At 36.9% G+C, this 24,086-nt stretch carries 15 protein-coding genes; 9 read left to right on the forward strand and 6 right to left on the reverse strand.

Annotation, left to right across the window (positions count from 1 at the left end; genetic code table 11):
- Nucleotides 1-315 precede the first annotated feature (315 nt).
- Genes J2772_RS10435 through pyk form a run of 5 tightly spaced genes read left to right on the forward strand, consistent with a single transcriptional unit; the run spans nucleotide 316 to nucleotide 4,497 of the window.
- The gene (locus tag J2772_RS10435; RefSeq protein ID WP_002976354.1) at nucleotides 316-555 is read left to right on the forward strand and encodes an acyl carrier protein; all 240 of its coding nucleotides are present in this window, start codon (nucleotides 316-318) and stop codon (nucleotides 553-555) included.
- Between the two features lie 34 nt (nucleotides 556-589).
- On the forward strand, nucleotides 590-1,834 hold the full coding sequence (gene fabF / locus J2772_RS10440; protein WP_209916352.1) for a beta-ketoacyl-ACP synthase II: 1,245 nt from the start codon (nucleotides 590-592) through the stop codon (nucleotides 1,832-1,834).
- A 9-nt stretch (nucleotides 1,835-1,843) separates the two neighbouring features.
- Nucleotides 1,844-2,608 carry a ribonuclease III gene (rnc, locus tag J2772_RS10445; protein ID WP_209916354.1) on the forward strand — a complete coding sequence of 255 codons (765 nt, stop codon included), beginning with the start codon at nucleotides 1,844-1,846 and terminating at the stop codon, nucleotides 2,606-2,608.
- A complete protein-coding gene (locus J2772_RS10450; RefSeq protein ID WP_209916357.1) occupies nucleotides 2,586-3,059 on the forward strand; it encodes an IPExxxVDY family protein in 474 nt (157 codons plus the stop codon). Before rnc ends, J2772_RS10450 begins: the two co-directional genes overlap by 23 nt.
- On the forward strand, nucleotides 3,052-4,497 hold the full coding sequence (pyk, locus tag J2772_RS10455) for a pyruvate kinase (RefSeq protein WP_209916358.1): 1,446 nt from the start codon (nucleotides 3,052-3,054) through the stop codon (nucleotides 4,495-4,497). Before J2772_RS10450 ends, pyk begins: the two co-directional genes overlap by 8 nt.
- Before the next feature lie 147 nt (nucleotides 4,498-4,644).
- Here pyk and J2772_RS10460 read toward each other — a convergent pair whose 3' ends face one another.
- From J2772_RS10460 to hutI, 4 genes are all read right to left on the reverse strand, one after another.
- A complete protein-coding gene (locus J2772_RS10460) occupies nucleotides 4,645-5,937 on the reverse strand; it encodes an aldehyde dehydrogenase family protein (RefSeq protein WP_209916360.1) in 1,293 nt (430 codons plus the stop codon).
- 140 nt (nucleotides 5,938-6,077) lie between these two features.
- Nucleotides 6,078-7,001 carry a formimidoylglutamase gene (hutG, locus tag J2772_RS10465; protein WP_209916362.1) on the reverse strand — a complete coding sequence of 308 codons (924 nt, stop codon included), beginning with the start codon at nucleotides 6,999-7,001 and terminating at the stop codon, nucleotides 6,078-6,080.
- A 198-nt stretch (nucleotides 7,002-7,199) separates the two neighbouring features.
- On the reverse strand, nucleotides 7,200-8,261 hold the full coding sequence (locus tag J2772_RS10470; protein ID WP_209916364.1) for a DUF695 domain-containing protein: 1,062 nt from the start codon (nucleotides 8,259-8,261) through the stop codon (nucleotides 7,200-7,202).
- Between the two features lie 20 nt (nucleotides 8,262-8,281).
- Complete coding sequence (gene hutI, locus J2772_RS10475) at nucleotides 8,282-9,508, reverse strand: imidazolonepropionase (protein ID WP_209916366.1); 1,227 nt, start codon at nucleotides 9,506-9,508, stop codon at nucleotides 8,282-8,284.
- Nucleotides 9,509-9,759: 251 nt separating this feature from the next.
- Between hutI and ruvB the strand changes: the two genes are divergently transcribed.
- The 4 genes from ruvB (at nucleotide 9,760) to coaE (ending at nucleotide 12,974) form a co-directional block, all read left to right on the forward strand.
- The gene (gene ruvB / locus J2772_RS10480; protein ID WP_045501139.1) at nucleotides 9,760-10,782 is read left to right on the forward strand and encodes a Holliday junction branch migration DNA helicase RuvB; all 1,023 of its coding nucleotides are present in this window, start codon (nucleotides 9,760-9,762) and stop codon (nucleotides 10,780-10,782) included.
- Nucleotides 10,783-10,847: 65 nt separating this feature from the next.
- Nucleotides 10,848-11,459: an FMN-binding negative transcriptional regulator gene (locus J2772_RS10485; RefSeq protein ID WP_209916369.1), complete on the forward strand. Its 612-nt coding sequence runs from the start codon at nucleotides 10,848-10,850 to the stop codon at nucleotides 11,457-11,459.
- A 12-nt stretch (nucleotides 11,460-11,471) separates the two neighbouring features.
- On the forward strand, nucleotides 11,472-12,338 hold the full coding sequence (locus J2772_RS10490) for an MBL fold metallo-hydrolase (protein ID WP_209916370.1): 867 nt from the start codon (nucleotides 11,472-11,474) through the stop codon (nucleotides 12,336-12,338).
- Between the two features lie 9 nt (nucleotides 12,339-12,347).
- Nucleotides 12,348-12,974 (forward strand): dephospho-CoA kinase, encoded by a 627-nt coding sequence (gene coaE / locus J2772_RS10495; protein ID WP_209916372.1) that lies wholly within the window; start codon nucleotides 12,348-12,350, stop codon nucleotides 12,972-12,974.
- A 69-nt stretch (nucleotides 12,975-13,043) separates the two neighbouring features.
- Here the strand turns inward: coaE and J2772_RS10500 are convergent, their stop codons facing one another.
- Nucleotides 13,044-18,074 (reverse strand): GEVED domain-containing protein, encoded by a 5,031-nt coding sequence (locus tag J2772_RS10500; protein ID WP_209916374.1) that lies wholly within the window; start codon nucleotides 18,072-18,074, stop codon nucleotides 13,044-13,046.
- A gap of 249 nt (nucleotides 18,075-18,323) precedes the next feature.
- Nucleotides 18,324-23,513, reverse strand: a complete 5,190-nt coding sequence (locus tag J2772_RS10505) for a fibronectin type III domain-containing protein (protein ID WP_209916376.1) — start codon at nucleotides 23,511-23,513, stop codon at nucleotides 18,324-18,326.
- Between the last annotated feature and the right edge of the window lie 573 nt (nucleotides 23,514-24,086).

The following is a 24,086-nucleotide window of genomic DNA, read 5'->3' on the forward strand; positions in this document are numbered from 1 at the left end:
AGAAACGAACTGCAAGAAAAACGTAAAGTAACAGGAATATAGGAAAAAAGAGGCTTGTTTTTATCTAATATCTTTCCAATATTGGCAAAAACTATTCTCTATTTAAAACAACTGATCTGAGAAAGAGAGCAACTTACCTGTAATTAAACATAAACAGCTTATATACAATTAAATCTAAATAGCTGAAAACTAAAACACTAAACTTTTAGGATCTAAAATGAAAGCCATCTCTCCACAAAAAAGAGTAAAAAAATGTTTTATCGTCAAGAATTTTATATATTTGCACCATCTAACAATTAAAAAAAATAATTTACTATGTCAGACATTGCATCAAGAGTAAAAGCTATCATCGCTGATAAGCTTGACGTTGAAGAAACAGAAGTAACTCCTGAAGCTAGCTTCACTAACGATTTAGGAGCAGATTCACTAGATACAGTTGAGTTAATCATGGAATTTGAAAAAGAATTCAACATTCAAATCCCTGATGATCAAGCTGAAAAAATTACTACTGTAGGGCACGCTATCGCTTACATCGAAGAAGTAGTAAATAAATAATATTCTTCAACAAAAAAGAAATTAAACAAAGTTTATGGAATTAAAAAGAGTAGTTGTAACAGGTTTTGGAGCAATAACACCAATCGGAAATAATGCAAAAGAATACTGGGAAAATCTTGTAAAAGGTGAGAGCGGAGCCGCTCCGATTACTCTTTTTGATGCCACAAACTTTAAAACCAAGTTCGCTTGTGAGGTGAAAAATTTCGATCCATTACAGCATTTCGATAAGAAAGAAGCTAAAAAGATGGACCGAAATACTCAATTGGGACTTGTTGCTGCTAGAGAAGCTGTAGAACATTCTGGTATTATTGAAGATAATGTAGATAAAAACAGAGTGGGTGTAATTTGGGGCTCCGGAATCGGAGGTCTGGAAACATTTGAAACGGAAGTTTTAGGATGGGCCAATACGGACATTCCTAGATTCAATCCTTTCTTTATTCCTAAAATGATTGCAGATATGACCCCTGGTCAAATCTCAATTGAATATGGTTTCCATGGACCGAATTATACAACAGTATCTGCATGTGCTTCTTCAGCTAACGCTTTAATTGATTCCAAGATGCTTATCCAATTGGGAAAAGCAGACGTTATTGTGTGCGGAGGCTCTGAAGCAGCCGTAACAGCAAGTGGTGTTGGTGGATTTAATGCAATGATGGCACTTTCTACAAGAAATGATGATCCTACAACAGCTTCAAGACCTTTCGACAAAGACAGAGATGGATTTGTATTAGGTGAAGGTGCTGGATGTATTGTTCTTGAAGAATATGAGCACGCTGTAAAACGTGGTGCCACAATTTATGCAGAATTATTAGGAGGCGGTATGAGTGCAGATGCATATCATATGACAGCTCCACATCCTGAAGGCCTTGGCGCTTATCTGGTAATGAAAAACTGTTTGGAAGATGCAGGTTTAACTGCTGATGAAGTAGATCATATCAATATGCATGGTACCTCTACTCCATTAGGAGATATCGCAGAATCCAACGCAATTTCGAAATTATTGGGCGAGCATGCTTTTGACATTCAGATCAATTCTACAAAATCAATGACAGGTCATCTTTTAGGAGCTGCCGGTGTTATTGAAGCTATTGCTGCATTAGGAACTATTATTCATGGTATTGTTCCTCCTACCATCAACCATTTTACTGATGATGAAAAGATAGACAGCCGACTAAACTTTACGTTTAATACAGCTGTGAAGAAAGATGTAAAAGTAGCCATGAGCAATACTTTTGGATTTGGCGGGCATAACGCTTGCGTTCTATTTAAGAAAATCTAAATTCAATGAATGGAGTTACAGAAATACTTTTCTAAATTCCTTCTCAAAAAAAGAAAAAGACAATTAACGGAAAGAGATTATTTTCTCAGTACCGAGCTTACACGAGTTTTAGGTACAGAGGTACAAAATATTGCTCTTTACCGAGAGGCTTTTTCTTTAAAAAATTCTTCTAAAAATCAAGACAGTAATTACGAAAGGCTTGAATTTTTGGGAGACTCTGTTTTGGGTACAATTATTTCTTGTCATTTGTTCCAGACTTATCCTCAGGCTAATGAAGGATATCTGACCCAAATGAAATCTAAGATTGTTAATAGGAAAAATCTTAATAAATTAGGGGAAGACCTTAAGCTTACAGATCTTCTGCAAAAGCAGAATAATTCTTCAGCTCTAGGTGAAAATATCTCCGGAAATTTATTTGAAGCCTTAATTGGTGCTGTTTATTTGGATTTCCACTATGATGCTTGTAAAAAAATCATTCTGGAAAAACTTTTAACACCTTCCGAGATTAACAAACTTGAGAATAAAATTGTCAGCTATAAAGGTCTCCTTCTCGAATGGAGCCAGAAGAAGAAGGTAAATATAAAGTACGAAACCTGCGAGGAAATACAGGCTAATAAAGCAATCATGTTCCGTTGTCATGTATGGCTTGGAGATGAAAAGATTGCCAATGCAACAGAAACCTCCAAGAAAAAGGCTGAAGAAAAGGCAGCACAAAGGGCTTTTTATATTTTAAATAAAAAAGAAAATATACTTGGAAATTCAAAAACTTTATGATCTTGATGATATAGAATTTGAAGATATTGCCATAGGATTGGTAAGATTAGCTAAAGATATACCTGCTCATGAGTTTTTCTATAAAATAAATCAACTTAATAATCTCAGTTTCTCAAGAAAAAAAGACATGGTCTTTCATGGAGATTATTATGATTATCTTTTTCCAAGGTTTGAGGCCTATCACAAGTTTTCCAAGACCTGTTTCACCTTTATTTCCAATAAATCTTCTGAAAGTAAACAAAAAAAAGTTCAAACCGAGCTCTTTACAGAAGAAGAAAACATTAAATTTTTATTAAATAATCAGGTAGATGTAGAATATATTTTGCATAGTTCGGAACAGTTTCCTGATTTTTCCGTAATTTTGCTCCCTGAAAATCTTGTGTTTCCGATTCAAGATTATACACTGAGTTCTGAAGAGGAACTTTATCAAATTATCCAGTATTATGAATAAGTATTTAAAGAAGACAAAAATTATTGCAACACTAGGGCCTGCTTCATCATCGAAGGAGGTAATGTTAGATCTAATGAAGGCAGGTGTTGATATTTTCAGAATAAATTTTTCCCATGCAGATTACGACTTAGTTCGAAAGAATATTGAAATAATTAGAGAACTAAACAACGAGTACGGTTATTCGGTGGGTATTTTAGGTGACCTTCAAGGGCCTAAACTAAGAGTAGGTGTTGTAAAAGAAGGTTCTTACCTGAATCCTGGTGATATTCTTACCTTCACCAATGAAAAGATAGAGGGAGATTCTACTAAGGTATACATGACTTACCAACAGTTTCCACAGGACGTAAAAGTTGGGGAGAGAATCCTTATCGATGATGGTAAGCTGGTATTGGAGGTTATTGAAACCAACGAAGTAGATACTGTAAAGGCTAAAACAATCCAAGGAGGTCCTCTAAGTTCTAAAAAAGGTGTTAACCTTCCTAATACACAGGTATCTCTTCCTGCATTAACGGAAAAAGATATTCAGGATGCTAATTTCATGATGGACATGGAAGTAGACTGGATTGCTCTTTCTTTCGTACGTCATGCACAAGACATCATTGACCTGAAAGAATTAATTGCAAAACATCCAAACGGTAAATTCAAAACTCCGATTATCGCGAAGATTGAAAAGCCTGAAGGGGTTAAAAATATTGAAGAAATCTTATTGGAGTGTGACGGACTAATGGTTGCCCGTGGTGACCTAGGAGTTGAAGTTCCAATGGAAGAAGTTCCTGCTATCCAGAAAAATCTGGTAGAGAAAGCAAGATTCTATTCTAAGCCAGTAATTATCGCGACTCAGATGATGGAAACGATGATTAACAGCTTAACACCAACCAGAGCGGAAGTAAATGATGTGGCTAACTCTGTATTGGACGGTGCTGATGCGGTAATGCTTTCAGGTGAAACTTCTGTAGGTAGATATCCGGTACAGGTGGTAGAAAACATGGCTAAAATTGTGAAAAACATTGAAACCACTCACTTCTACCAACACAAAAACGAACCGATTGAAAAGGACTATAACTGTATTGATGAGAGATTTATTACCAACAGGGTATGTCTTGCAGCAGTAAGAATTGCAAAAACAACAAACGTTTCTGCGATTGTAACGTTGACTCACTCGGGATATACAGCATTCCAGCTTGCAGCTCACAGACCAAACTCTCAGATTATTGTATACAGTGGAAACAAAAGAGTAATTACTATGCTGAATCTTCTTTGGGGTGTTCACGCTTACTATTACGATATGAAGAAGTCTACTGATGAGACGATTATTCAGGTAAATATGTTAACACATAACTACGGTTATATCGAAACGGGTGATTTCGTTATCAATATCAATGCGACACCGTCTTATGAAGGTGGTAAGACCAATACTTTGAGATTAACGACAGTATAAGCAATAAGCAATAAGCAATAAGCAATAAGCAAAATTACTTTTTGTCAAAGCATACAAAAACTCCTGAAAATTAATTTTCAGGAGTTTTTGTTTTTATAAGGTAAGTGAAAAATCTCTGAGATTCCTCAAATCAAATTTATATAGTTTTTAGTTACCTACGATCGTCTTTGCTGTTACAAACTCTTTTAAAGCCAGTAAAGAAAGTTCTGTTCCATATCCTGAAGCCTTGGAGCCACCGAAAGGGAAGCGCGGGTCAGAACTGGTCATTCTGTTGATATTAACTGTACCTGATTCAAGATTTTCGATAAAGAATAACTGGCGCTCTTTATTCTGAGTCCAAACTGAGTTTGAAAGTCCGAAAGGAATATCATTAGCGATTTGTAATGCTTCTTGAGCATCTTTTGCAATCATCACCATTCCAAGAGGACCGAAAAGCTCTTCTTTTAGGATTGGATTACCTTCCTGAACTCTGATTAAACCGGGTTTGAATTCATTTTCTGAAACTCTTTCCAAAGGAAGGATGATTTCGGCACCATTTTCCAACGCTCTATTGAATTGAGCTTCCAACTCATCCGCTAAGTCTGGTCTTGCCATCCCAGCTAATTTGGTTTCTTTATTGAAAGGATCTCCGATTTCGTATTTTTTATATTCTTCAATGAAGAGGGGTAAAAATTGATCTTCTATCTTTTCATCAAGGATAAATCTTTTAGCTGCAGTACAGGTTTGTCCGCAATTTTGAAGTCTTGATTTCGCGCCTGCTTTTGCAGCTGCTTCAAGATCTCCATCCTCAAAAATGATAAATGCATCACTTCCTCCTAGCTCAAGTAAAGATTTTTTGATATTTAAACCAGCAATGGAAGCTACTTCTCCACCTGCTTTTCCACTTCCTGTAAGACTTACCCCTTTTACAGCCTCATGTTCAAGGATTTCTTTTACGGCTTTGTGTCCAACTTCAAGATTCTGGAACACACCTACGGGAAAACCTGCTTCCAAAAGCACTTCTTCTATTGCATTTCCACTTCCGAAACAAATTGAAGCATGTTTTAAAACCACTGTATTCCCTGCCAACATTGCAGGAACAGCAAACCTCAACACTTGCCAGAAAGGAAAATTCCAAGGCATTACTCCCAGGATTACTCCTTTTGGAGCGTAATGAACTTCGGAATATGCAAATTCGGATTCTATTTTTTCAGGTTTTAGGATATTTTCAGCATCGGCATAATAATTCATCATTAAAGCACATTTCTCCACCTCAGCAATAGATTCTGAAATGGGCTTATTCATCTCAGTAGTAATGATCCTTCCAAATTTTTCTGAATTATTTTTTAATATTTCTGCGGCTTTTGCGATTAACTTCTGCTTTTCTTCAAACGGCACTTTTCGCCACACTGAAAACACTTCATCTGCTTTAATAAGCTTGCTTTCAATTAATTGTTCCATAATATAATTTCTGTTTTAAATTCAGCTAATGAATTTATGAGCGCTTTTATTTTAAAAGCACGATAAGGTCAGCAAATTCTATTCCTTAAGGGTCAATAAAAGAATGATTTTCTCTATCGGAAGAATATAGCTTTATCTTATTAAATCATTAGCCATTCATTCACCAGACAAGCTGCCAGTCTTGCCGTTCTGTCCTGAATATCGAACGACGGATTAACTTCTGCTACATCCAGTGCAACCAGTTTTTTATTTTTTAAGATATGCCTGTAAAAATGCATAAAGGTTGCGTCTGCAAAGATACCATTATAAGCTGAAGCTGAAACCCCCGGAGCGATAGATGCATTAAAAACATCCATACAAATGGTGAGATAGGCAAAATCTACATTCTCCAACAGGTCATCAATACGCTGATAAACGGATGGAAGGTTTTCAAAGAATAATTCGTCTGAAAGAATATACTTCATTCCATACTGATGCGCTGTATCAAAGAGTTTTAAAGTATTAGAGTTTCTCTGAATCCCGATGTGAAGGGAATTGATAGGCCCTTCCTGAGCAATTTGCCAGAATCCTGTCCCTGAACTTGGTCCTACTCCTTTTTCCGGCTGCCTGTTATCAAAGTGGGCATCGATATTGATAATTCCTATTTTTTGCTCCGGAAAGGCTGTCTTAATGCCTAAATAATGAGCATAGGTTACTTCATGTCCGCCTCCTAAAACAAGGGATTTCCCGCCTTTCAATAGGACTTTTGAGACATTCTTGGCAAGGTTATTCTGAGTATTCTCCAGATTACCATCTTCACAGGTAACGTTTCCAAAATCCAGCATTGAGAAATTGGGAAGAGTCACAGGAAAATTAGACATATTTTTCCGGATCAGGTTGGGAGCATCCTTAGCACCCTGACGACCTTTATTCCTCCTGACTCCTTCGTCCACAGCAAAACCATGCAAAACGAAATCATTCGTTAAAATATTGTCATAATTCTGTTCTTCTTTTACTCTCTGAAATAGCCTGTGGAAAAGAAGTTCTTCTCCATCTAATCTACCCTGCCAAATATTTTGAAACATAATCCTTTAAAATTCAATTTTAGTCACATCATTCTATCCAGTAAAACTAATTAATATTGTTTAGATAAAAAAACTCCTTTTACACATTATACAAAGAATTCATTGATTCTTTCTAAGCTTCTGGATATTATCCATAAAAAATGTGGAAGAAAGAATCTCCCACATTTTTTATTTTGAATGTATTGTATTGAATAAATATTAAACAGCGTTATTATAATATTTAAAATACTGCCAGTATTTATCTTTAAAGACACTGAATGAGATTTTATATTCAGGATTGCTGTCTTTTATGGTTTTAAAAACTTTAGAGATCACTCTGAAATCCTTTCCTGCAAAATAGCTTTCCTTGATGTTATCTGCAGTTTCCCTGCCTATATACAAATATCCTTTCTCTTTTAATTCTTCAACTGCTTTATCTTCGATATCACCTAGTTTTTCAAAATCTTCTTTTTCAGGAAGCCCGTCATTATTCTCTCCGTTATAATGAAATTTCAGCACCGAGATCCATGGATAAGAAGCTTTTGCATCATAATTCAGTAAAGGAAGATTCATACAGGCAATAAGAGGCTTTTCATCATCCAAAGAAGCTCTGAGAATAGAAAATTCATCTTCAACCTCAGCTCGTATTACACTTTGATATTTTTCTGTAAATTCCCTTTCTCTCCATGAAAGGAAGTCTTTCAGCTTTTCAATGGGAACAAGTTCTTTTTTGGCCTGGTCTCTTCCAACTACAATAAACGTATCAATCTGAGTGGCAAAATTTAATTCTCCTAAAAAGTTATCTAAAAAGATACAAATACCTGTTGTGATAGCATCTTTATTTTCGGTATTTCCTTCGTAAACAAAAACCAAATCAATCTCATCAGGATACTCTTCCTGTTCGTTGGAGTAGAAAAAAATATTATCCTTTGTAAACGTGTAATCACCCATTGTGACGTTTACATTCTTTATATCCATTGCGGGTTTTAACGCAGTAAACTTCCAATGATCGAGTTTAGGAGCTGTTGCAATAAGTTCTTCAATAAAAACAACATTCCTGATCTCTCCATCTGCAGTAAGAATCAATTCTGCAGTGGAATCTTCGCTCATCCCGGTCAGAAAATAATATCCTTCATTAATCTGGCTGAGCTTGGGAGCTATACTATCAAAAAAATCTTTTTCAATAGCTTCCTGACCACCTTTTTCAACAATCTTATAGAAATCTTTTTCCTTTGTTAAAAACCACTCCCAAAAACTTTTATAATTCTGCTTTTCTTCCATTGTGATTAATTTTTTATATTTTAATCAACCTTCTTTCCATCAATATAAACGTTTTCAGCCTTAAGGCTTCCCTGATTGTAAAGAACGTTCTGAAAATTATTGGTTTTATAAGTCACAAAATCTGCTTTTTTACCTGTCCCCAGCTTTCCTCTGTCTTCAAGATTAAGAGCATAAGCAGCACGGTAAGTCATTCCTGCTAGTACCTCAGCTGTTGTCAACTTCTGGAATGTAGCTAAAATTGAAGCTTGTGTAATTAAATTTCCCATAGGTGCCGATCCCGGATTCCAGTCACTTGCAATGGCTACAATAGCTCCTGCATCTAATAGTTTTCTTGCTGGTGTAAATTTTTCACCTAATCCTAAGCTTGCTCCAGGAAGTGCTGTAGCAACAGTATCAGACTGGGCAAGAAAATCTATATCTTCATCAATGGTTGCTTCCAAGTGGTCTGCTGATTTGGCTCCTACTTCTACTGCAATTCTTGAACTTCCCGGTGTAAACTGGTCTGCATGAACAGTTATCTCAAAACCTAAATCTTTAGTTTTAAGCAAAAACTCTTTGCTTTCTTCAGGCTGGAAGGCTGATTTCTCAATAAAGATATCTACACGCTTGGCAAGGTTCTCTTCTTTTACTTTGGGAAGAATTTCGGTAAGTATATAGTTTAGGTATTCCGGATTACTGCCTTCAAAATCTCTTGGTTTTAAGTGAGCAGAAAGACATGTAGGAACTAAAGTAGCCTTTGTTGATTCCTGAGCCTTTTTGATGATACGAAGCATCTTCAATTCGTTTTCCACATCTAATCCATACCCACTTTTTACTTCAATGGTTGTAATTCCCAGATCAACAAGAAACTTAACTCTTTCCAGCAATGTTTTCAATAATTCTTCTTCTGAAGCATTTCTTGTATGTTGTACAGAACTCCAGATTCCACCACCACTTTCAGCAATCTCCAGATAAGTTTTTCCTGCATTACGCATCGCAAAATCATTAGCACGGTTTCCTCCGAAGCAAATATGGGTATGTGAATCTACAAAAGCAGGAAGAACCACCTGTTCCCCTTCAATGGTTTCTATTTCTATTGTTGAATTTTCATTTTTTAAAGTTTCAAAATCACCAATTCTATGAATGGTATCATTTTCAACAATTATTCCTCCATCTACAATAATTTCTAATTGTTCGTCAGTAAGTTTTCCTCTTAATGGAAGATTGGCAAGTGTTACAACCTGCTTAAATGGGCCTATTAATTTCATTTATTTAGGTTAAAGGTTAGAAAGTGAATAATCTCTATCTGCAATTTGAATACAACAAACGGCATGTTCAAAATGAAATCAATCAACTTTTAATTTTCCTCTCAAAAATACTTAAAATATCTCAATTTAGCTCTTAGTCTCAGTCTAAACCTCAGGCTTTATCTTAATCTCAGTTTCAAATTCACCTTTTCTCAATCTTCATTTCAATCTTAGCCTAAATTTGCTATCTTTGAGGTAAATGAAATGAATTAATGCCAGATTTTTTACATCCAGATAAGGAAAACTACTCTCGGGAGGAGTTGATGCAGGAAGAACAAATTCGTCCCCAAAGCTTTAAAGATTTTGCGGGACAAAGAAAGACGCTGGAAAATCTTGAGGTTTTTGTTACTGCTGCCAAAAGACGTGGTGGTGCGCTAGACCATGTTCTTTTACATGGTCCTCCAGGTTTGGGAAAAACAACTTTAGCCAATATTATTGCCAATGAACTTGGGGTAAACTGTAAGATTACTTCCGGTCCTGTATTGGATAAACCTGGAAGTTTAGCCGGTTTATTGACCAATCTTGAGGAAAATGATGTTCTTTTCATTGATGAGATTCACCGTCTTTCTCCGGTTGTGGAAGAATATCTGTATTCAGCAATGGAGGATTACAAGATTGATATCATGCTGGAAACAGGTCCTAACGCAAGAAGTGTACAAATCGGACTGAATCCTTTTACGCTAGTGGGGGCAACCACCAGAAGCGGAATGCTGACCAAACCAATGCTTGCAAGATTCGGTATTCAAAGCAGACTGGAATACTACTCTATTGAACTGTTGTCTGTAATTATTCAGAGAAGTGCAAGAGTTTTAGGTGTAGTGATTTATGAAGATGCTGCCATTGAAATTGCCAGAAGAAGCCGTGGAACCCCAAGAATTGCCAACGCATTACTGAGAAGGGTGCGTGACTTTGCTGAAATTAAAGGGAATGGTGAAATTGAGATCAATATTACGAAATATGCTTTAAATTCTCTCAACGTGGATGAGTTTGGATTGGATGAAATGGATAATAAGATCATGCGTGTCATGATTGAAAACTTTAAAGGAAAACCCGTGGGAATTTCAGCTTTGGCAACATCCATCGGAGAAAATCCTGAAACGTTGGAGGAAGTATATGAACCGTTTTTGATTCAGGAAGGGTTTATCATCAGGACCCCGAGAGGTAGAGAGGTTACTGATAAAGCTTATCAGCATTTAAGTATTTCAAGGCCAAGGAATCCGGGAGAGCTTTTTTAGTATAAAGTTCTGGCTTTCTGGTTTAAAGTTTTGAGTTTAAAGTTATAAAGAATAGTTGCTAATTTATGTTTGTTCCTAAATTGTACAGAAGTGAAGATATGGATGTGATGAGAGAAATCATCAAGGAAAATTCCTTTGCATTGCTCATTTCTTCTGTTGATAAAATCCGTGCTACCCATTCCATGATGATGTTGAATGAAAGTGATCCGGAAAATTCTTATATTGAAACTCATATTTCCAGAGCTAATCCACAGGCCAAAAGCCTAAAAAACGGAGATGAAGTGTTGTGTGACTTTTTAGGTGCCCATACTTATATATCCAGCAGCTGGTACGACCACATCAATGTTTCTACATGGAACTATGAAGCGGTACAGATTTATGGAAAAGTGGAGTTGATGAATCATGATGAGCTGTATACTCATTTAGAAAAGTTAACCTCAAAATATGAAAAATTCCAACAGTGCCCTATGATGGTAAAAGATATGGGACAGGAATTTGTGGAAAAGGAAATGAAGGGAGCTTTTGGGATTAAAGTGATTCCAACGGAAATATTCATCAAACAAAAGCTATCTCAGAACCGGAAGGAGAGTGATTTTAACAATATCATTTCGCATCTGGAACAATCGGATGCTCAAGCTCAGAAAATTGCTGAGAAAATGAAATTAATAAAGAAATAAATCAAAATATATATGAAGTTATATCCAATACAATGTGGAAAATTTAAACTGGACGGCGGTGCTATGTTTGGTGTCGTCCCAAAGAGTTTGTGGGAAAAAACCAATCCGGCAGACGAAAAAAACTTAATCGAACTGGGAACCCGTTCCCTGCTTATAGAGGATGGAAAAAAATTGATCCTTGTAGACTGTGGTCTGGGCAACAAACAGGATGATAAATTCTTCGGGCATTATTCGCTTTGGGGAGATGATACTTTAGATAAAAATTTAAAAAAATATGGTTTTGTAAAGGAAGATATCACAGATGTATTCCTTACTCACCTTCACTTTGACCACTGTGGCGGCGCTATAGAATGGAATGATGACAGAACAGGATACAGACCTGCTTTTAAAAACGCACAGTTCTGGACGAATGAAAACCACTGGCAGTGGGCTACAGAGCCTAATGCAAGAGAAAAAGCAAGTTTTCTAAAGGAAAACATTATGCCTATACAGGAAAGTGGACAGCTCAACTTTTTACCGCTTCCTACTACCGGAAATTATGGTTTTGCTCCGGATCTGAAAATGGATGTTATCTTTGTAGACGGACATACGGAAAAGCAAATGCTTCCGGTCATTCAGTATCAGGAAAAAACGATTGTTTTTGCAGCTGACCTTATTCCTACTGCAGGCCATATCAATCAGGTATATGTGATGGGATATGATACAAGACCTCTTTTAACACTGGAAGAAAAAGGAAAATTCCTTAAACAGTGTGTGGATAATGAGTATTTATTATTCTTTGAACATGATGCTCACAATGAGCTAGCTAGTCTAAAAATGACTGAAAAAGGAGTAAGACTTGACGAAACGTTCAGTTTTAATGATGTTTTTGGTTATTAATTTTTAATTATGGAGGAATTACATTCAGAGGGCCAACAGGCCGAGCCACCCGCACCCAAGATTATTGGGCTAACCGGAGGAATTGGTTCAGGAAAAACTACAGTTGCTAAATTTATTGAAGAATTCGGTTTTCCGGTTTATTATTCTGATGACCGGGCGAAAGATATTGTCAATGATAATGAAGAGCTGAAAATTAAGATCAAAGAACTTCTGGGCGAAGAATCTTATGATGAAAACGGCCTATACGACAGAAAGATTGTAGCAGGTAAGGTTTTCAGTAATGAAGATCTTCTTCAGCAATTAAATGAGATTATTCACCCTGCTGTACGTATTGATTTTGAACAATGGGTAAAGCAGCAGACCAAATATCTCGTGTTTAAAGAAACTGCGTTATTATTTGAGTTAAGACTTAACAGACAATGCTATAAATCTCTTTTGGTAACAGCAGAGGATAACATCCGAATCAAAAGGGTGATGGATAGGGATAACAAAACCTACCGTGAGGTAGAAGCTGTTATGGAAAAACAAATGCCTGAAAGGGATAAAATTAAAATGGCAGACTGTATCATTTATAATAATACCAATCTGGAAGAGCTGAAAGAACAGACTGAAAAGATCATTTTTGCTATTGAATAAAAACCGTTAGAATTTTCACAAACTTTTAAATACAAAAAGCCCTCATTTCTGAGGGCTTTTTTCAATATATTATTCTTTAATAAACTTCTTTTGTGCGGTATTTCCATTATCATCAATATCTATTACATACACACCATTGATAAGCCTGCTGACATTAAGCTGATTATTCAATATAATCCCTTCTACAACAATCTGCCCTGCTGTATTGTAGATTTTATATTTTGCTTTCTTGCTGATATTTTTTACGTACAACACCGAACTTGCAGGGTTAGGATAGATGAGAATATCCGTTTGATTAAGAAGATTAGGAGTATATTTTCTGGATATTCTTACAGAATAATCCTCTACTTCCCCATTATTAAATTTCAGACAATTTACCGGAATTCCATCTCTCTGCATCGCTACCCGCATCACTACATATTTGTAATCTGTTGTACTCACAAAAGCATCTGCCGGCACACTGAATCTACCTGTAACAGGACTTGTTGTATTAGGTGGGGAAGTGAATATTCTTTCATCAATATCAAATTCTCCATTTCTGTTGAAGTCAATCCATACAGCAATTCCTTCATCACGGCTGGTTCCTATCCATTTTTTTTCAATAATGATTTCATTATCCGTAGATCCCTGAATTAATTCAATAAAGGTCTTTGGAACTCCGGAATAATCTGTATACGTTGAAGCTCCTGAAGCATTTTCCATCACCGATTTACCATTCGGCCTTACAGTAACTTTAGCAATATATTCGCTTGAAGCACTTCCTGAGGTCATTTTACAATACGTTATTGTAGGAGTTGTAAAGTAGTAAGGCAATGTAAATGTTCCTGTTGTCCAGTTACAGACGTTGGCAACCTGCATTTCGTATTTTGTAAGCTCCAACAATCCTGTTAAGGTATAACTATTGGTAGCCACCGGAATACTAGTCCAGCTTAGAATACCCACTTTTCTATATCTGAGAATATAAGTCGATCCCGGGAAAGGATCCCATTTGATGTCTGCTGATGTAGGTAATAGCTGAGTAATCGTTAATCCTGGTGGTGGAAGTTCACAGGTTCTTTCTGTTGTAAATACTACAGAGTTTGAATAAGAATTCCAGATGGTCTCATTGATACATTGATTGGCAATCTGTATTTCATAGGTAGTATATGGGTCTAACCCTGCTAATGTATAGTTATTTATAGGTGCAGCAGGAAGATTAATTTCAGGATTAGGCCAACCTGTAACCCCTACTTTTCTCCATCTCAGTTTATATTTTACATTCACTACTGCCGTGTTCCAGGTAACCACTGCAGAATGAGTTGTAATATTACCCACTGTAACACTTGGAGGAGCAGGATCACATCTTGTAGTAAATGTACTGACAGCAGTAAATATTCCCGGTGTTTTTCCACAATTTGCTGCAACCTGTACTTCATAAGTAGTAGAAGGCAACAGGTTATTCAATGTATGTGTAACACTGGTCATGTATACATCAGTCCATGTAGGAGTTCCCTGTACTCTATATTGTAAAAGATAAGTAAGATTATTCGCTGCTGCAGTCCAATTAATGATTGCAGAATTATGAGTTATTGTATTAACAGTAAGACCTGTTGGAGTATCCGTACTGCATGGTCTTAATCGTACTACATAATCTTCTACTTCCCCATCCACTGCATTCTGGCACATTACAGGCGCATTGCTTCGTTTCAGGGCTACTCTCATTGTAGTTGTTAATGGACCGGAATAAGCTCCTGCGGGAACTCCAAATTTAGCATCGACAACAGCAGTTGTACTTGCCGCCGCATTAAGAATCCTTTCTGAATTATCAAATGTGCCATCTCGGTTAAAATCAATCCACGCTGTAACAGCTACATTTCCTGTAGATCCGGTCCAACTTTTAACAACAGAAATTTTATTATCTGTAGAACCTATTTCAAGCGTTATCAGAGTAGCCGGAGTTGTATAACTTATATAATTGGTTTGCGCAGAGTTATTATTCATTACCGGCAATCCAAGGTTTACCGGAGTGACCGTTACATTTGAAATATGATCATTCGCTCCGGTACCTGTCATTGGGCAATATGATAATACAGGAGTAGTAAATTGCTGTGAAGGAGAGAATTGCCCTTGTGCAGCTCCGTTACATTTAGTAGCCACCTGAACTTCATATTGGGTCTGCTCTGTTAACCCTGAAATAGTATAGTTGTTTCCAGGGGCTGGTACAGGATCTATGGTCGTCCATGTTGGATTTCCAATTTTTCTGTGTCTTAAAACATATACAGCACCTGTAGTTGCAGCCCATGATACATTTGCTGAATTAGGGGTAAGATTAGTGATCGTAATATTAGATGGTGCTGCATTGGTACATGTTGGCATATCAATAATTTTCACTGCGTAATCTTCAACTTCACCATTCGTAAAAGATGTACATGGATTGGGATTATTAGCGTCTCTCAGAAGAACCCTCATACGGGTTGTAAGCGGCCCTGCATAAGCTCCTGCAGGCACCTGAAATGTTGTTGTTACAGGAGTTACTGTATTATTAGATATATTTAAAATTCTTTCAGTCGTTTCAAAAGTACCATTCTTATTAAAATCGATCCAAACACTTACAGCTTTGTCACTCATAGCGGCAGGCCAGGATTTGGAAACCGAAATTGTATTATTGTTAGTTCCTCTAACCACAGTAATCAGCTTTGCAGCATTTGCAGAATAATCCGTATAATTATTGGCTCCGGAGGTATTACTCATGGTATAAGAACTCGTAGCAGCTACTGTTACATTTGAGATATAGCCATTATCTGTATTGCTCGAGGTTGCTGTACAATAAGGGGTTATGAAGACCATAGGTGCTGAGAAATTTCCGGTTACCCCTGAACAGATATTAGCGATCTGCACTTCATAGTGTGTTCCTGCTGCTAACCCTGTAAGCGTTACCGTATTTGTAATAGGGTTTGGTGTATAAGTTGTCCACGCAGTAGTTCCTGCAATTCGATACTGTACAATATAGGTAGCATTAAATGAGGCATTCCAGGTGATTGTTGCAGAATTTTGTGTTACTGTATTAGCCACTACCCCTCCCGGAGGATTAGAAGTACAGATTGGCAGTGTATCTATTGGAGCGTTACCTATTGCGTAAAAAACATTATTGATGGCACTTACTCTGATTTTAGCAATACCACCAACTATTAAAGGAAAGGAACTAAAGTCTAAAGATTCACTTCCGTCATTAGGTGTTGAAGCAGAAACTACATTCCATGTTACTCCATTATCGGTTGTAAAATCTATTTTTACATTGGCAGCATTATAAGGTGCCACATTGGTACCTACAACATTCCATGTTACGTTTGTTGGACCATTATTATAAACAGTGGTAGGATTTACAATAAAAGGACCGTTGTTACCAACAATAATGGTTTGCACCGCACTCTGTGTCTGTTGCTGGTTTGCAACAGGATGATTATCTCTGACAGTCAGAGAAAAGGTTGTTGTTCTTGCTACAGTAGATACCGCTTCCCAGGCACCTGAATCATGTAATGTTCCTGCCAATACTGAAGAAAGTCTGGGAAAATAGCGAGTTGGAACTGTAGATGGCATCAATGATCTGAACGATGCACCGGTAGTTGTATTTCCTAAATTAATATTATCAATGGAAGGCCCGCCACTAATCATTGCATCTGCCTGCTCCCAGGTATAGGTCATGGGATCATTTTCAGCATCTGTAACAGAAGCTGTTAAAACAAAAGCTGTTCCTTTCGGAATATTATATGTTGGGAGCGTTCCAATTACCGGAGGAGTATTGGTAATTGGCGTTTCAATATCACATGTTCCTGTAGTTAAAACAGTCTGAATCTGATTGATACTGTTTCTAAGAAAATAGGCATCACTATTTGGCTGTATATCAAATGTACCTCCAGGAGAAGGAAAAATACCCGCCCCTGCAGCATTTCCATTTGCTATCCCGGCATAAGCCATAATGGTAGTTCCAGATCCTGGCTCAAACTGCACATTTGGTGTCTGAAACTGATACATAAAAGTATGATTGCCCCCTAATTGATGCCCTATTTCATGAGCAACAAAATCGATATCAAATGTATCTCCCTGTGGCCCTCCATTTGATGGAGAAGTATATCCTGATCCTTTACCATTCCCTGTTGATGGATTTGAAGACCCCGGATCCAAACAGATACAACCTATGCAGCCAGCCATTCCACCTCCACCAGTTGCCCCAAATAAATGACCTATATCATAATTGGCATTTCCAACATTAGCAGTTAAGGTTTGTTGTAATTCTGTACTCCAGGAATTGGGAGCATTCCCTCCGGTGGGTACACCTGTATATGGATCAGTATTTGGATTTGTATAAATTACATTCGGATAATTCTGTAGATTTAAATGAAGTGCAAAATCCTTTTCAAAAACTCCATTCACTCTGGTAAGTGTAGCATTAATAGCAGTTAAAGCACCTGCTACTGTTCCTCCATGAAACTGAGTATACTCTCCTGTAACAGACATCGCCAGTCTCAATGTTCTATACTTTCTGTCAGCAGATTTAGCAAAATTATTTGATTGATTGGCAAAGGAACTTCCTGCTTTATATAATTTTTCTATTTCCTGTTTATCTATTTCTTTTTCCACAGTTGAACACACAAAACCATTTTTTCCACCTTCAGTTTTCGGATGTACTTCATAGATTGTTTTATCTCCATTAGCAGGTTCTATAAATTCATATCCTTCACCAGATATAATCATGGACTGAAAATCATTAGGTGCCAGGCTAAAGCGTAAATATTTTGAAGGATCATCTATTCCTATTCCCACATAAGAACCCAACTGATACTGATCTGCTAATTCCCTTACTATAACCGGGAAACTATACACCGTAAATTTTTCAATTTTCCCACTTAGAGTGGGCAAAGATATGGTGACCGGTTTTGCATCCCGACCTGCTTCCTGTGCATTCTCTAATTGAGATCTTAACAGGGAAATGTCCAAAGAATAAAAGCTTTTAGCTTGTGAGTTTTCCCGAATTGCTTTTCCTTTGAATGTCGTAGGAGTCCATTGGGCATGGAGCATTACCAACAAACTAAAGAAAAAGAAAGAAGTAAAAATTTTCTTCATAATATTTCTCAAAACTTTGTATTAATCTCACAAACCTACTCATTTCATTATCAACAAACAACATAAAAACACCAACCACATATAAAATCACTAATAAAACATTATATTGATTGAAAAATTAAACAATTAATACATATTTTAGTAAAAATTTCAACAATTGTTGATTTATTTTATTAGCAATTAAAAATTTGAGCAAAAAAAAATAAGCCTTCAGAAATGAAGGCTTATTCTATTTGAAATTTAGATTATTTATTCTTTAATAAATTTCCTTTGAGCAGTATTACCATTGTCATCGATATCTATTACATAAACTCCATTAATCAATTTGGTTACATTAATTTCATTATTTAATAAAATACCTTCAACGATAATCTGTCCTGCAGCATTGTAAATTTTATATTTAGCTTTTTTGCTGATATTTTTCACATACAATACTGAACTTACAGGGTTAGGATAGATCAGGATATCTGTCTGGTTAATTGGATTAGGCACTCCCGGTTTAGAAATTCTTACCGTATAGTCCTCCACTTCTCCATTCTTAACATTTACACAGTTTACAGGAATACCATCTCTTTCCATTGCCACTCTCATTACAACATATTTGTAGTCTGTTGTACTTACAAAAGCATCTGCCGGTACACTAAATTTACCTGATACAGGAGTTGTTGTATTTGGAGCTGAAGTAAATATTTTTTCGTAAATATCAAACTCCCCATTTCTATTGAAATCAATCCAAACTGCAATTCCTTCATTATAAGTTTTTCCTAACCATTTTTTCTCGATAATGATCTCATTATCTGTAGAACCTTGGATTAACTCAATCAATGCTTTAGGATCTCCTGTATAATCTGTATAGCTTGATCCTTTTGATTCTTTTTCCATTTTTGGTTTTCCATTTGGAATAACAGTTACTTTGGAAATATACTCACCTGCTGAATTTTCTGATTCCATTTTACAGTAAATTACCGTAGGTGTTGTAAAGTAGTAAGGCGGGGTATACGTTCCTGGTGTTCCGTTACAGATGTTTACTACCTGCATTTCATACTTCGTCATTTCTACAAGTCCATTCAGGATAATAGTATTAACTGCTGTAGGAACTTCTGTCCAGCTTGGAATACCTACTTTTCTGTATCTAAGGAGATATGTTGCTCCTGGATACGCATCCCATGTAATCTCTGCAGATGTAGGTAATAATTGTGTAATCGTTAATCCTGGAGGTGCAATTTCACATATTCTTACCGTTGTAAATACTTTAGAATTTGAGAAATCATTCCAGTCAGGCTCACCGGCACATTGATTGGCAATCTGAACCTCATAAGTAACAAATGATTCCAGGTTATTTAACTGGTATGTATTACCTGAGCTTGGAAGATTGATATCAGCACTCCAAGCTGGAGCACCAACTTTTCTCCATCTCATCTTATAAATAGCACTATTTACTACCGGGTTCCAAGTAATCAAAGCACTTGTTGGGGTAATATTGCTTATTGTTATTGTTGGAGGCGTAGGATCACATCTTGTTGTAAATGTCTTAATTGCTGTAGGTGTACCTGTTGTCCCTCCACAAACTGCAGCGACTTCAACTTCATAAGTTGTTGCCGGGCTTAATCCTATAAGAGTAAGCGGAACGTTTCCTAATACTGCAGAAGCATATACTTGTGTCCATGTACCGGTACCTGCTACTCTGTATCGTACCAAATAAGTTACTGTATTAGCACCACCTGTCAAATTAACGACAGCTGTTGTATGAGTTACAGTACTAAAAGTAGGTAAAGCTGGAGCTACATTACTACATGGTCTGATTCTTACAGCATAATCTTCAACTTCTCCGTCAATAGCATTGGTACATGCCGTAGGAATAGTAGTACCTGTTGAACGTTTCAATACAACTCTCATTGTAGTTGTGTATTGTCCTATATAAGCAGGAGGTGCGTTAGGAACATTAAACAATGTAGTAACTGGTGTAGTTGTACTCGCTGCAGAACCAAGAATTCTTTCAGCAGCATCAAACTGTCCATTTCTGTCAAAGTCAATCCAAACTGCTACTGCATCATTACCTGTTGATCCGGTCCATCCTTTTGCAACAATAATTTTGTTATCATTAGAACCTGCATCTAAAGTAATAAGGGTTGCCGGAGTTGAATAACTGGTATAAGAATTCTGAACAGTAGTGTTGCTCATAGGCGGCACTCCTGAGTTAGAAGAAACAACCGTAACATTTGAAATATGATCGTTATCTCCACTACCCGTTACAGGACAATACTGTAATGGCAATGTCTTAAATGGCACTAATGCAGAGAAAGAACCTGATACACCATTACAGATTGTAGCAACCTGAACTTCATACTCAGTTTGTTCTGTTAAAGGACTTGTAGTTGGTACTGTATAGATATTTCCAGGAGCCAGTACTGGATTAACCGTAATCCATGTATTACCAGGACCTTGTTTTTTTCTATATTGTAATTTATAGGTTGCTCCTGTAGCAGCTAACCAAGAGAATGTAGCACTTATATCAGTAACGTTTGAAACTGTAATGTTTGTTGGCGGAGCCGTTGTACATACTGGTTGATCAATCAGTCTTACTGCATAGTCTTCCACTTCTCCTACATTAAATGATCCAAATGATCCACATGGAGCATTAACAGTACCATCCATCATTACGACACGCATACGGGTAAGAAGAGTACCATCATAAGTAGCAATATTAGGAGGAAGTTCTATTTTAAAGCCAGCGGCGGCTGTTCCAACAGGATTGGTAGTACTGCTTGTTGCATTCACTACTCTTTCAGCTGGTTCAAAAACACCATTTCTGTTTAGATCAATCCATACTCCTACTCCATAGCTGGATGTACTTCCAGGCCAGAATTTTGTAATACTGATTTTATTGCCTGATGTACCTCTAACAAAAGTAACCAATCTTGTAGGATCAGCAGAATAGTCTTTATAGCCATCATATCCTGAATTACTAGCCATTAACGGACCATTTGTTGGAGTAACTACTACCTTACTGATATATCCGCTTGGTGTACCGTTACCAGGAACATTAGTACAATAAGTAAGAGCCGGTGTTGAAAACAGAGTACTTGAAGAGAATGCCCCTTGTGTACCACTACAGATCGTTGCAATTTGCACCTCATATTGAGTTCCATCTGTCAAATTAAACAATGGCCAGCTGCTTGTTAATGGAGTTGTTATATCAATTACCTTCCAAGGTCCACCCGCAGATGGTCTATATTGTAATTTATAAGTAGCTCCTATAGAAGGTGTCCATGAAACAATAGCTGTACTTGCTGTAATACTATTTACTTTAATATTAGTAGGAGGTGCTGTTGTACATGCTACCAGCTCTATAGCTTTAAGGACAATCTGTGGAATATTTGCCTGCTTGGTACCTGATGGTGGAGAAGCAGGATCAGGATTAGTACTATCATTTCTATACTGCAGTCCTCTTTCAGGAGTTCCTCCGGCGAAAGCTCTCCAAGTAGCATATGGAGTTGATGAATAGTTTGGTACATTTTCGTCTACAGCAACCACAATATTACTTGTTCCATCCCAGAGTAAAGGACTTGTCAACGGTATAGTAACCCAAGTTCCTGACGTCATAGTTGGTAAAGTTCCTGACCAAACCTGTTTCAATGAAGAGAATGGTACCCAGCTTGATGTTGTTGCAAAATTATTCTGTGTCGTATTCCCCATGTAAACAACCCACTCATTATATTTAGGCTGATCAGGAGCAGGATTTTCTACATAGAATTTAAGTTCAGTAATGAATTTAGCCGTTCCAACAGCCGCTAATACTTCCGAAGCTTTATAAATTTGCTGAGAATAATTATATCCCCAGTTTGAATTCACTGGAAGCTCAGTACTTTTAACAGCAGTACCAAAACCTATTTGTCCTAGTTCAAACTGAGGTCCTTGAACCCATTTACTTTTGTCGGTAGGAGAACAAATTCCTCTTACCCACCAATAATAAGTAGTCCCAGCAACTAAAGGAGATAAAGTAGCCGTAGTTCCAGAAACAACAGCTCCTGGTGAAGCCGGCGTACCAGCTACTGGTGGAGTATTAGTCGTACTATAATAAACCTCATACCCACCTGCTGGTGCAGAAGGTGATGCTGGCCAGTTAACAACTGCACTATTAGATGTCATTGATACTACTGAGCCTGCTGTTACTGCGGGGGCAACAACGGGAACCGGCAGACATGTAGGTGGTGTTACAAATGGTTTTGGAGTAATGTTCCAAGTACTTTGGTCTGTTGCACTACATCTTGCTCTTACCCATACATAATAGGTTGTATCAGGAAGCAAAGGGCTTAATAATGCCGTCAACCCTGATGGAACATTTTGCATTGGCGGAGTATTCGCGTTAGGTGCAGCTCCGGTGGTATTATAATAGATATCAAATCCTTCTGCCGGTGTGTAACCAAATGAAGTCCAATTAATCACCGCTGTAGTAGGTGTAATCGTCCCCATTGTTATAGATCCACTGGAAGGCATAGCCGGACAAGTTGCTGGTGTAGCAAAAGCTAGCGATGTAGACCATTCACTTTGTTCAGTTGCACTACATTTTGCCCTTACCCACACATAGTAAGTTGTTAATGGAGTTAATGGACTGATAGTAGCAGTAGGCGCTCCCGGCGGAACCGTTAAATTAGGTGTAGACCCTGCTACTGGTGGCACGTTCGTTGTGTTATAAAATATATCATACCCTTGTGCCGGAGCTGGTACATAAGCAGTCCAATTTATTACAGCATCTGTTGCAGTAATTGTTCCTGTACTTAATGACCCACCTGGAGGCATCGGTAAACATGCTGGTGGTGTACCAAAAGTAAGCTGAATATCCGGCCTGTTATTAGTCAACGTACCAGTTTGAGTGGTTGGTGGATTCGTATCAGTCTGAATATACATATGCCCATTCGTAACATTAGAATAGGTAAGCTTGGATGCACCACTGCTAGTTCCCCCCCCTCCATAATTGGTTTCAACAAGTACCATAAGGTTATCTACTCCATTATAAGTAAAAGGAAGCTGCAAAGGAATGGTGTACCATCCTGCGGGTATAAGCCCGGTAGTTCCACTAAACAACAAAGTAGCTCCGGAAGTTGCAGTACCCCAGTTTTGCGATGTCATGACTGTAGTAGTTCCTACTGGTTTTATATAAATTTTTACTGGTCTTGCAAGATTTACAGCTGCGGTAGAATTCCATCCTAAGGATAGAATACTTCCTGCTGTTCCTCCTGCTGCTGCAATTTCTGCAGCGGTGTAAATTGCAGCGGAACGTTCAAAACCATAATTAACCCCTAAAGGATACTTTTGGGTTGATGTTCCGGTACCAATTGTAATGGTTTGTGCCTGTATGGACAATCCGATGACCATACAGAGCAATGCAATGAGCACCTTAAAAGGCCGGCTCATTTTACAGAGTAAAAGTCCACTCATATTTTTTAAAATTTAATAATGATAACGATAATTAAGAATTATAGTATTTCGAATTTTATGAGGCTGATTCACAATTCTAAAACCTCATGATTTACAGAAAATCTGTAGTAAAAAAAATAATTTTATTCCATAAGCTAATATTTTAATATTTACACAAATCTAATCATTTTTTCATTATAATATATTCATTAAAATGTTTTTTTGAAAAAATTAAACAACATTAACCTATATGATTGAAAATAAAAAATAAAACAAAATAATACAAATTCACTAGTATTTAGCACCAATATTAATTTTTAACGAATTAAATACTTTATAAAATATTATTACTTTTTACAACTATAACTCCATTTATTTTTAACGTTTAAGAGTCATTTTTATTATTATTATCAATTCTATTTTTTTATGATTTAATCTACCAGATTATATATTAAGAATATTTTTTACGGTAAACCTTCATAATACTTACGAGACTATTTATATATTAAACTAAATTCTGAAACTAACCTCTTTTTATTAATTCATGCTGACAACTTTAAAGGATTAATTTAAAATGTTTCCAACATGATACAG

The sequence above is a fragment of the Chryseobacterium jejuense genome, from assembly GCF_017877355.1.
Lineage (GTDB): Bacteria > Bacteroidota > Bacteroidia > Flavobacteriales > Weeksellaceae > Chryseobacterium > Chryseobacterium jejuense_A.